The 11,076-nt window shown below is 34.3% G+C and carries 13 protein-coding genes, 1 other RNA gene and 2 pseudogenes; 9 read left to right on the forward strand and 7 right to left on the reverse strand.

Features of this window, described 5'->3' with window-relative positions; all coding sequences use genetic code 11:
- From OZD68_RS06115 to rnpB, 3 genes and pseudogenes are all read left to right on the forward strand, one after another.
- Positions 1–653: pseudogene (locus OZD68_RS06115) on the forward strand (hypothetical protein); the annotation flags it as partial.
- A 38-nt stretch (positions 654–691) separates the two neighbouring features.
- Positions 692–823 carry a hypothetical protein gene (locus tag OZD68_RS06120; protein WP_259365978.1) on the forward strand — a complete coding sequence of 44 codons (132 nt, stop codon included), beginning with the start codon at positions 692–694 and terminating at the stop codon, positions 821–823.
- Between the two features lie 157 nt (positions 824–980).
- An RNA gene (gene rnpB / locus OZD68_RS06125) (RNase P RNA component class A) lies at positions 981–1,330 on the forward strand.
- A 51-nt stretch (positions 1,331–1,381) separates the two neighbouring features.
- Here rnpB and OZD68_RS06130 read toward each other — a convergent pair.
- On the reverse strand, positions 1,382–2,152 hold the full coding sequence (locus OZD68_RS06130; RefSeq protein ID WP_010962797.1) for a response regulator transcription factor: 771 nt from the start codon (positions 2,150–2,152) through the stop codon (positions 1,382–1,384).
- Between the two features lie 325 nt (positions 2,153–2,477).
- Here OZD68_RS06130 and OZD68_RS06135 point away from each other — a divergent pair, with 325 nt between their 5' ends.
- Genes OZD68_RS06135 through OZD68_RS06150 form a run of 4 tightly spaced genes read left to right on the forward strand, consistent with a single transcriptional unit; the run spans position 2,478 to position 5,911 of the window.
- On the forward strand, positions 2,478–3,461 hold the full coding sequence (locus tag OZD68_RS06135) for an NAD(P)H-dependent glycerol-3-phosphate dehydrogenase (RefSeq protein ID WP_182309351.1): 984 nt from the start codon (positions 2,478–2,480) through the stop codon (positions 3,459–3,461).
- Between the two features lie 19 nt (positions 3,462–3,480).
- Positions 3,481–3,963, forward strand: coding sequence for a phosphatidylglycerophosphatase A family protein (locus OZD68_RS06140; RefSeq protein WP_006279290.1), 483 nt, complete (start codon positions 3,481–3,483; stop codon positions 3,961–3,963).
- On the forward strand, positions 3,953–4,732 hold the full coding sequence (locus tag OZD68_RS06145; protein ID WP_006280097.1) for a GNAT family N-acetyltransferase: 780 nt from the start codon (positions 3,953–3,955) through the stop codon (positions 4,730–4,732). Before OZD68_RS06140 ends, OZD68_RS06145 begins: the two co-directional genes overlap by 11 nt.
- A gap of 42 nt (positions 4,733–4,774) precedes the next feature.
- Positions 4,775–5,911 (forward strand): hypothetical protein, encoded by a 1,137-nt coding sequence (locus OZD68_RS06150; protein WP_182309352.1) that lies wholly within the window; start codon positions 4,775–4,777, stop codon positions 5,909–5,911.
- A 3-nt stretch (positions 5,912–5,914) separates the two neighbouring features.
- Here the strand turns inward: OZD68_RS06150 and OZD68_RS06155 are convergent, their stop codons facing one another.
- Complete coding sequence (locus OZD68_RS06155; protein ID WP_182309353.1) at positions 5,915–6,703, reverse strand: succinate dehydrogenase iron-sulfur subunit; 789 nt, start codon at positions 6,701–6,703, stop codon at positions 5,915–5,917.
- 86 nt (positions 6,704–6,789) lie between these two features.
- The gene (gene ybeY, locus OZD68_RS06160) at positions 6,790–7,242 is read right to left on the reverse strand and encodes an rRNA maturation RNase YbeY (RefSeq protein WP_182309354.1); all 453 of its coding nucleotides are present in this window, start codon (positions 7,240–7,242) and stop codon (positions 6,790–6,792) included.
- 24 nt (positions 7,243–7,266) lie between these two features.
- Between ybeY and OZD68_RS06165 the strand changes: the two genes are divergently transcribed.
- Complete coding sequence (locus OZD68_RS06165) at positions 7,267–7,398, forward strand: hypothetical protein (protein WP_255322244.1); 132 nt, start codon at positions 7,267–7,269, stop codon at positions 7,396–7,398.
- Positions 7,399–7,626: 228 nt separating this feature from the next.
- On the opposite strand, the gene OZD68_RS06170 is transcribed toward OZD68_RS06165, so the two are convergent.
- The 4 genes and pseudogenes from OZD68_RS06170 to OZD68_RS06185 form a co-directional block, all read right to left on the reverse strand.
- Positions 7,627–8,025 (reverse strand): EVE domain-containing protein, encoded by a 399-nt coding sequence (locus OZD68_RS06170; RefSeq protein ID WP_007549395.1) that lies wholly within the window; start codon positions 8,023–8,025, stop codon positions 7,627–7,629.
- Positions 8,025–9,221: a cell division protein FtsZ gene (gene ftsZ, locus OZD68_RS06175; RefSeq protein WP_010962790.1), complete on the reverse strand. Its 1,197-nt coding sequence runs from the start codon at positions 9,219–9,221 to the stop codon at positions 8,025–8,027. Before ftsZ ends, OZD68_RS06170 begins: the two co-directional genes overlap by 1 nt.
- 238 nt (positions 9,222–9,459) lie before the next feature.
- Positions 9,460–9,924, reverse strand: coding sequence for a hypothetical protein (locus OZD68_RS06180; protein ID WP_182309355.1), 465 nt, complete (start codon positions 9,922–9,924; stop codon positions 9,460–9,462).
- Between the two features lie 83 nt (positions 9,925–10,007).
- Positions 10,008–10,172 (reverse strand): annotated as a pseudogene (locus OZD68_RS06185) (magnesium chelatase subunit ChlI family protein); the annotation flags it as partial.
- A 90-nt stretch (positions 10,173–10,262) separates the two neighbouring features.
- Between OZD68_RS06185 and OZD68_RS06190 the strand changes: the two are divergent.
- Positions 10,263–11,076 (forward strand): IS4 family transposase (locus OZD68_RS06190; protein WP_275008717.1); only part of this gene is annotated, 814 nt, incomplete at its 3' end.

Here is an 11,076-nt window from a genome sequence, read left to right on the forward strand (position 1 = left end):
TACTGCTCTACCATAGCCATAAGCACATATCTTATCCTATTCGGACTATTGCGAGAAGTGCTATAACTTCAGGGACTGAGACAAGTACTGTAAAACCTACAGCAGCGACTGGTGCGTCGACTTCTACGATGAGTAAACCTTCAACAGAGTCAACGACTCAAACAAGTACAGTAACAGTGAAGCCAACAACAGAAGCCGTTGCACCTACTTCTACAACGAATAAACCTTCAACAGAGTCAACGACTCAAACAAGCACAGTAACAGTGGAACCAACTGCGCCAACAACAAGCTCAGAGAAAACTACACAAACAGTATTTAGTATACCAAGTACTAGAACAAAAGAGTCAACAACTCCTATATTCACCACGACTTTACTTCCTCAGTCTACTTCTTCACCACAACCTACTCAACTTGCTATAGGGTCTAATAAGGCAGGAATGATAGGGGGATCTTTGGTTGGAGCAATAGGTATTGTTGGAATTATAGGATTCATAGCATATAGATATGTTAAGGGTCGTAATGCTGCTCCTGTATTAGAACTAACTGATTTGGGTTATAGAAGGCGATCATCTTCAAGTAGCGATGAAGAAATTTTTACCACTGGTAACAGAATGCGAACTATAGCACTTCTCGCAATAGTCCGAATAGGATAAGATATGTGCTTATGGCTATGGTAGAGCAGTAGCATATTATGATCTGTTCGGATTATTGTAAAAAGAGCTATATATATCAATCTGAAACAGTGCTAAATAGTATATCAGTAGAAAGTAGTAGTCGATCAAGAAGTAGCTCATCGTCTTCAAGCGGTGGACCAGGCTCTTGACTAACTGAAGAGGAGTCTAAAAGTGAAAAAAGCTTATCTTGGGATAGTGATGATGTGCCGGAATATCACCTTTAGCTATTTGTCTAAATGTTTTTAATATGTAGACTGTTAGGAAATTGTCTTTTGCTTTTGTGATTTTCATGTTAAAGTATAATTCCTAGGTGAAATAAGTAGCTGCTGTTGTGTGATAAACATAGCAGAGGAAAGTCCGGGCTCCAAGGAAAAATAGTGACGGGTAATGCCCGCCGGAGGTAACTCCAGTTATAGGGCTACAGAAAATTACCGCCTAAAATATTTTTAGGTAAGGGTGAAAAGGTGTGGTAAGAGCACACCATGGCAATGGCAACATTGGTAGTCGAGTAACCAACACTAGGAGCAAGATTAAATAGAAGTGGATTTTATGTTTTCCTCATATCTACTCGGGTAAATCGCATGCGGTAAATGGTAACATTTACTCCAGATAAATAGCTACATAAACAGAACTCGGCTTATATTTCACCTAGGCGTTCACATGATACGTGCGATATAAGCCATGCTATATTTAAATGTGTAGGCATTTCATGCGTTGTCCTTCACTTGTTCTGCTTGATAGCCATCACTACTTTCGCCTACATTAACATTAGAATATTCATCATCATCAATATACTCTTTCAGAACATACCCTCTGCCCCAAACGGTTTCTATGTGGCTTTTTCCATCATTTGCACTTTCAAGTTTCTTACGTAATTTGCACATAAAAACATCAACTATCTTGTTATCTGAAGGTTCATCCAAGCCATTGTAAAGATGATTTAAGAACATTTCTTTTGTTAGTACTGTTCCTTTACGCAGTGCTAGCAATTCTATCATAGAATACTCTTTATTAGTAAGGTGAACCGTTTTACCTTTCACCTCAACAACCCTGTGATCAAAATTGATATTTATATTACCAATCTTTATCACCGATTCAGGATGGCCTTTAGTACGACGCACTATGGCCTTAATTCGAGCTAATAACTCGCTTTTATGAAATGGCTTGGTTAAGTAATCATCGGCACCATACCCGAGTCCTTTAGCTTTGTGATTGACAGCGGATATGCATGAAAGTATTAAGACAGGAACTTTGATTTTTGCACTTCTTAGTCTCAACAATATATCATATCCGTCAATATCACCAGGTAAGTGTATATCTAAAATAACTAGGTCATAGTAATCTCCGTTTGAGGAAACCATATTATTGTTATAATCTTGTGCAGAAGTAACAACGTCACAGAAGTGTCCATCAGAAGTTAAGGCGTTAACCACAGTCTTTGCACTTACTTGATCATCTTCAATTAATAATATACGCATATTTTACACCCCATAAATAATTTATAATTTTAGTAATATATATAACTAAGGAAAGTAATAAATCAAATTTTTATTAACAAATGATCAAAATTACACTTATTAATTAATAGTAAATATATTGTTCCAAAGTTATATAAATAGATCTAAAATATAATAGACATACCATGATAGTAATAATATTTTTAGTAAATATTGAATTAAAGTTACTATTATTAAAAGAATACTTCGGTTAATAAATATTTAACTATTCTATATGTCTGTGTTATATTTTTAATTTACTTATCCTACTATTTTAAAGTATAAGTAATATTTTCAGGAATATTGTGTGGCAATATCAATTTTAGGTGCTGGTGCATGTGGTACAGCAATCGCAATTTCATTAGGTAGTAAGAAAGATGTGATTTTGTGGACTCACAATGAAACTACATTTGAATCAATCAACGGGAAAAGAGAAAGTGACAAGCTGCCCGGTTGTCGAATTTCTGATAATGTGTCAGTAAAATTGGCTATTGAAGACACAATTAATGCTTCAGTAACAATCCTCGCTGTTCCCACTCAGTCTCTGAGGAAGGTATGTCAGCAATTGCATAATTATAATCTGAAAAAAGATGTAGCAATAATTTTAGCTTGTAAGGGAATAGAAAAGTCTACATTAAAATTACCTAGTGAAATAGTAAATGAAATTTTACCTAACAATCCTATTGCTATTTTTTCAGGTCCTAGCTTTGCTGTAGAAGTTGCAAGAAAATTACCCTATTCAATGGTTCTTGCATGCCAAAATAACACATTAGGTTCAAAGCTAGTATCAGAGCTGCAACAAGAAAATGTTAAATTGGAGTTTAGTAACGACATTATAGGAGTACAGATTTGTGCAGCGTTAAAGAACGTTTTTGCTATAGCGTGTGGGATTGTTCTAGGTAGTAAACTTGGGTTTAATGCTCATGCAGCATTGATTACGAAAAGTATGAGCGAAATTAAGGCTTTATACTCAGCAAAAATTGGTGACGGTAGTGTGGATATAAATACACTACTTGGGCCAGCATGTCTGGGTGACCTAATTATGACATGCACATCCTTGAATTCAAGAAACTTATCTTTTGGGTTTAAAATAGGTAATAGTGACAATGGCTTTAATGTTCAGCAGATTTTGTCAGAAGGCAAGTCAGTGATTGAAGGTTTTAGCACTGCTGAGTCCATATTTAATTTAGCAGGAAAGCTAAAGATAAAAATGCCTATATGTGAAGCGGTCTATAGATTATTGTATGAAAGCGCCTCTATAGAGGATACTCTTTCTGTTCTTATAAGTTAATTTTGTATTTGGATATATTGTGAAATTTTTATATAAATTAATATCAACGTGGTGGCTGTCTGGAACAGTAAAAAAAATGCCAGGTACTGTGGGTAGTTTGGCTTCTTTTCCGCTTGTTCCTGTAATCCTGAGCAACAAAATTTTAGGTGCAGCAATTATTTCTTTTTTATTCTTAATTGGATTATGGTCTACAGGTAATTATATAAAACATTACAAGACTTCATGTGATCCAAAAGAGGTAGTAATTGACGAAGTGGTTGGTCAATTGCTGACGATACTTTTAGTTTCGATATTGTTAAGCCAAGAGATGAATTGTTCTTCATTGTTGTTGTGCTTTTTTTCTTTTAGGTTTTTTGATATAATAAAAACGTGGCCTATAAATTTAATCGATAAAAATACCAAAGGTCCTTTAGGTATTATGCTAGATGACGTTATAGCTGCAATTTTAGCCTGTGTTCTTATAGGAGCCTTTTATTGTTTATTGTTGGTGTATGCAGGATAAAAAAATTTATTATTCAAGCTTAATTGTTCAAAATCTAAAGGATTATATACTGTACACAGCGAATTTATCTGAGTGGGAAGTACACGATGAATTTGATAACATCATATTTACAATAAATGGTACCAGGGAGTCATTATTTAATTTTGTGTTCTGTGGAGATCAATGTACCGAGCTTTCTATACAAAAAACTCTAGATTATCTCAGAACAAGAGATATAGAAGCAACATGGGTAATAAATTCACATATGAAAATAAGAGATATTTTAGAAAAGTGTGAAATAAAACACGTTAGCACACCAAAAAAAGCTTTACTTAATATGAAAAATTACTTTTTACCTGCTGATGTTATTCCAAACTTGAGGTTAAATGCTGTGAATGGTAGCAACCTCTTAGAACAGTTAGATCTACACACTTCTAAAATTTTTTATCATGGCGTTGGAATTGTCAGCACATTTTTTCGCGGATTATCAAATTATGATGATAAGAACTCAAGATTAAGATTTTTTCTTGTAACACTAAATAATGAAATTATTGGGACATGCGGTCTTTATGTTCAAGATAGCGTAGCTGGTTTTTATAGTGATGGAGTTTTACCAATTTACAGGAATCGTGGAATAGGTACCCAAATGGTTTTAGAAAGAATAAAGATAGCTAAACAGCTTGAATGCAAATATATAGTAGCACATTGTATGAAATCTTCTGTGAACCTTTATAAGAGATTGGGCTTTCAAATGTTAGGCAATCTTTACTTATATACCTCTTCAGCATAATTCTGAGCGGTTACAAATTTTTACATTTGTTTTAAAAGTGCTATGTTTTTTTTGTATGAAGTGGTTTTAATATTGATTCCAATATTATTCTTTCTCTCTTATTCTAAATTAAAAATTAGTAATAAGATTAAGAACTTACAGCATCAAAATGTTATCATAAATAATTTAATTGATACTGTGAATGATGGGTTTTATATTTGGGATGCAAAAAAACGTATAGAAAAGTTCTCTCCCAATTTACTAATTTTGCTTAATACTGTTTTTTACTCATTTAATGAGTTTGTGAATTTTTTTGAGCAATCAGAAAGCTTAATCAAAAATTTTGTTGAGGCAAAGGAAATAAATAAATCTTTTACTCTAGATTTAAAGTCAAAAGACAGTGAGGTTTATTGCATATGTTACGGTAGAAGCATAATAGATGATTCTAACAATGTGATAGGTGTGCTGTTATGGATAAGGAATGTCTCAGACTGTAAGATAAAGGCTAACGGACTTGAGTTAGAAAATAGTAAGCTTACACACGAAGTGGAGAGCTATAAAAACGTTTTCAACTCTTTACCATTTCCAATACTAAGATATAACAAGAGTAGAAAGGTGGAATTTTATAACTTGTTTTATGATAAATATGTAGATGGTTCTAGGAAATTTGCTATTACCGGTAGCGCTCATAGCACAAAACCAGGAAGACATGTCATAACTTATAAGAACGAACCTAAGGTTTTCGATTTTGTTAAAATTCCAATACAAGGTTCTGGTAGCATAGTAATGTATGGGAAAGATGTTAGTGATGGAGAGAAATTATATACTGAATTAAACAGTTATTTAGCTACACAGAAAAATTTGCTTGAGAGGTTACCGGTTGCTATAGTAATATATAGTAAGAATCAAAAGCTAAAATTTTATAATAATGCTTTTATAAAAACCTTTCAATTTGACCCAAAATTTTTGGCATCTTACCCAACTTATCACGAAGTTATGCTTTACCTCTTCGAATCTAAAAAGCTTTTAGAAAAAGAGGATTTTCAAACTATTAGTAACCAAAGACATGAGTTGTTCAAAAAATTATTTGAATCGTACGATGATACGATGCACTTCACAAACGGAAAAGCGTTCAGGGTATTAACAATACCCTACGCTTCGGAAGGTTTGCTGTTCTCTTACGAAGAATGCAAAAGATAATACTTAAACTCCTTCTCTCTCTACCATGAGCTGTTTTACTTTCGCTATTGCTCTTGCTGGATTAAGTCCTTTAGGACAAGTTTTTGTGCAATTCATTATTGTATGACAACGATACAACTTGAATGGGTCGTTTAAAACATCAAGTCTTTCACCTGTCTTATTATCACGGCTGTCAGCAATCCATCTGTAAGCTTGTAATAGTATTGCTGGTCCTAAAAATTTATCACTATTCCACCAGTAGCTTGGGCAACCAGTCGAACAGCAAGCACATAATATACAGTCGGACAAGCCATCTAATTTTTTTCTATCTTCAGAAGATTGAGAGTATTCTTTATTTGGTAGGGCAGGCTTATCTGCTTGTAACCAAGGTTTAATTGATTTGTATTGCTCATAAAATTGGCTCAAATCCGAGACTAGGTCCTTTATTACATACATGTGAGGTAATGGATATATTTTTACTTCACCTTTTATATCATGTATAGATCTAGTACATGCAAGAGTATTGGTTCCGTCAATATTCATGGCACAAGATCCACATATGCCTTCTCTACAAGAACGTCTGAAAGTTAAAGTCGAATCTATTTCATCCTTTATTTTTATTAATGCATCAAGTACCATAGGGCCACAACTATCCATATCAATAAAAAATGTGTCTATTCTAGGGTTTTTCTCGTCATCAGCAGACCAACGGTAAATTTGAAATCTTCTGATGTTTTTTGCTCTAGCAGGAATAGGATAAATTTTGCCCTTTTGATTAATTTTAGAATTCTTTGGCAAAGAAAACTGAACCATATCACTTACCTTTTATTGTTTATAGCTAAAACCCTTTGTAGATAACATATTTTATTATCATCTACTATATTTTTATTAAATTCCTTTTAAATCGCACACATATTGTAGCAAAGCGAAGCTAAAATCTCTCTTTCTAGATTTTTCATTATAATTTCTTCATCTTTTTTTTGGTGATCATAACCAAGTAAATGCAGTAATCCATGCACTAACATGTGTGCAATGTGAGCAAGAATGGGTATATAATACTCATGCGATTCTCTTTTTATTGTGTCTATTGAAATTGCTATGTCTCCTAAATCGCACTCATTAGACAATTGTTCATACGGAAATGATAGTACGTTAGTTGGCTTATCCATTTCTCTAAATTTTAAATTAAGTTGATGTAGCAAGTCATCATCAGCCAGAGCTATTGATATATTTGGTTTATAGTGGTCTATTTTTAATTCTTTTAGAGAAGCATTGATGACACCTAATACAAAATTTTTAGGATTTTCTATAATGCTGCACCATTTCTTGTCAAGAATATTTACTTCTAACATGAGTGACACATCAGTAAGGGTGTCATGCAAATAGCTGACACTGGAATCCAAAAAAGAAGAGTTATAGACCCTTGTGTCATGTACACAACTGTACGAATATTGTACACTAGAAGGATGTCATCCCAGTGTCTAGGCACTGGGATCCAGGAATTTTGATTAGACATCAAGTTAGTGAATATAAAAGTAGCTAATCTTATATTAAAACACAACGGCTTTAATGTGGTTGCATTAAGGCTGGATTCCAGTGTCAAGCACTGGAATGACACCTTTGTGTTTGATGCAAAATCGGCTATAACGTTTAATGCACTGCCTTCGAGACAAATATTCATACAGCTGTGCGTTGTGTGCTGAGATGACATCATTTAGGAACTGAAATGACAGGTATTACACATCACTCATCCTTATTATTTCATTCCATTCAATTTCCGAAACTGGGGCAATTGATAAACGTGGTTGTTTTAATATAGTCATATTTTTCAAAAGTGGGTTTTGTTTTATATTATTTAACGTTACTTGGTTATTTAAAGGTTTCAAAAACTTTACATTCACTAATCCGAACTTGGGATCATTAACATGATAATACTCTTTAAATACTTCAACGATTCCAAGTATTGCTTTCTCTTTACCTGTATGATAAAAAAACGCAAGATCGCTTGCTTTCATAATTTTCATGTAATTTTGAGCTTGATAATTGCGCACACCATCCCACTCAACTACCTGCTCCTTTTCCATTTTTTGCCACGAGTACTCACTTGGCTCTGACTTAAGTAGCCAAAATTGCATTATTTTTTTCTTCTTAAGTAAGCTGGTATATCATAGATATTGCTGCCCCACTTAGCTCCTTCGCTTACCTGTTCAGCTGGTTTTGTTTCCAGTGTTTTGTCTTGTGTACTTTCACTTTGACTATATGGCCACTTAAATTTCTCTTTCTCTGAGTCTTCGCTCTGACTTATAGGTGAAGTTTCTGATTTATTATTGCGACCATCAATGCCAGTTGCAAGAACAGAAACTCTAACTCTTCCCTCCATCGCTTGATCAAAAGTAGCACCAAATATTATATTTGCATTTTCATCTACTTCTTCACGCACTCTATTGGCTGCAGCATCAACTTCAAACAGAGTCATATCTCCGCCACCAGTAATGTTAATTAATATTCCTTGCGCACCTTTCATTGATACATTATCAAGCAATGGATTAGATATTGCAGCCTCTGCAGCACTAATTGCTCTATCTTCTCCTTCTGCCTCTCCGGTGCCGATCATCGCTTTGCCCATCTCGCTCATTACTGTTTCTATATCAGCGAAGTCAAGATTGATAAGCCCTGGCATGACCATCAAGTCAGTTACTCCTCTGATGCCAATGTGCAGAACATTATCAGCAAGTTTAAATGCATCAGAAAATGTAGTTTTTTCATTTGCAATTCTAAATAAATTCTGATTTGGAATGACAATAAGTGTATCCACGTATTTTTGCAGTTCTTCAAGTCCAAGCTCTGCAATGCGCATACGGCGCACACCTTCAAAACCGAACGGTTTAGTTACAACTCCAACAGTCAATATCTTTTTTTCTTTTGGCGCTCTATCCTTAACTGCGGCTCTTGCTTCTCTGGCTGCTTTTGCAATTACCGGTGCTGCACCGGTTCCAGTACCACCGCCCATTCCTGCTGTGATGAAAAGCATATGACTATCTTTTATATGCTCCATAATCTCATCAATTGACTCTTCTGCTGCACCTTTGCCAACATCAGGCAAAGCACCAGCACCAAGGCCCTTAGTTAAATTAATGCCAAGCTGAATTTTTTTATCACATAACGACTTTTCTAGTGCTTGAGCATCGGTATTTGCGACAACAAAATTCACTCCTTGCAAATTAGATTGGATCATGTTATTCACAGCATTTCCACCAGCACCACCCACTCCCACAACGGTAATCCTTGGGTGCAATATAGGTAACTCCGGCAGACTAAGATCAATAGACATTTAAATTACTCAAATTTAGCGAATTCACTTGATAATAAGTTACCGCTTTTTTAATAATATGCAAATACTTTTCACTTCTATAGGCGTAAACAGTAAACGGGATTTACTTATTCTTAACATTTATACTAATAACTGCCGTTAATTATAACAACTAGATTCTTAGATGACATCACTTAACCGATGCAAAAAATAGAAAACGTTTATAAAAAGGGACAGAAACCTATCCCTTTTTATTTTGTTAAAGATTATTAGCTTCCTTATCTTTCTCTTCCCCTTTCAATGCTTCAACCGCAACATCTTTTAATTTTGAGGCAATTTGATATGTTCCATAAAGAACAGCAGCTGCTGCAATTGCCATTATGGCACCCGCAACTATCTGACCAGCAACACCTGTTCCGATAAATCCAGGTAATGAAGCAGCTATTGCTTGATTTGTTCCAAGAAAGTAACTGGCAGTCTTAGCAAGAAACCCAGAAGCTTCTGCTGCACTAACAAAGCCTGCTTTCATATGCATTGCTGTAAAGACAACACTTGCAACTGCAAGCGGAAATAATGCTGTTCTCCCTCTATTGTGCATAGCGTACTGACCAGCTCCACCAGCAGCACCAGGAATTCCCCAGTATTTTTCAGCTCGTATATATCCTTCTGAAATAGCATGAAAAATGCCATCCCCTTTTCTATACTCATAATTTGTTAATGCCATAACTCTACTCCTTAAATAGAATGTTAAAATTTCATTAAGGAAGGATATAGTAAAAAAAATTGCCTGTCAAGTAAACTAATTTTTTAATATACCTTTATTCTGTAATTGAGCGCTTCAGCAATGTGTGCTCTTTTCACTTCTTCACTTTTTGCAAGATCTGCAATAGTTCTTGCAACTTTTAATACGCGTGTGTAGCCTCGATTGGAAATGTAATTTTCTTTCAGTACGTATTTTAGCAATTCTAACCCCATAAGCGTCAAGTTAAGGAAATAAAGGTATGAAAGAGATAGAATAATAAGGTATAAGTTCTCCAAGATATACTTTTAGTGAGAGAACCAATGAATAAAATAACTTGCTTATCAAAAAAGCTCAAAGAATTTTTTAATGAAAAAGCAGAGGAAATCTCAATTACAACAAGGTTTATAAAAAGAAAGAGAAAGCTAAAAGGTTCATCATGCGTAAAAGCCATGGTCTTGGGTAATATAGGAGTTGATAATTGTAGCGTAGAAACAATGTGTCAATTACTAAACGAGGACTCGATAGATATAACAAAACAAGGTTTGGATTTTAGATTTACTGAAGAAGCAGTGGAATTTATGAAAAGGATGTATAATGAATCTGTGATTCTCTTTAAAAATATCTTGCAAGTTGATTGCAAAATCTTACAGCAATTTAATAGTGTTAAATTATTGGACAGTAGCTATGTTACTCTACCTAACAGTATGGAAGAGATGTATAAAGGTTATGGTACTAGCTACAGTGGCTATGAAAGCAATACTAAGTCTGGAATAAAGTTACAATTAGTTTTCGACTACATGAATCAGATAATAGACCAACTTAATTTAACGGAGTGGGTAAGATCAGACCAGGGATATAGGAAACATTTAAGTAATATATTAAGCAATGATTTGCTAATATCTGATCTCGGTTATTTTGTGCCAAGTTCTTTTAAACAAATCAATGAAATAGGAGCTTATTTCATAAGTCGTTATAAATCCGATACCAACATATATGATGTAGAAACAAATCAAAAAATGGAGTTATTAGAATGTTTAGAGGATAAGTTATTTTTAGAAAACGAGGTATTGTTAGGAAAAGAAGCAAAAATTAGAGTAAGAATTATATGTCAGAAACTAACTGAAGAACAGTATA

This window comes from Wolbachia endosymbiont of Drosophila bicornuta, assembly GCF_028982105.1.
Taxonomy (GTDB): Bacteria; Pseudomonadota; Alphaproteobacteria; order Rickettsiales; family Anaplasmataceae; genus Wolbachia; species Wolbachia pipientis.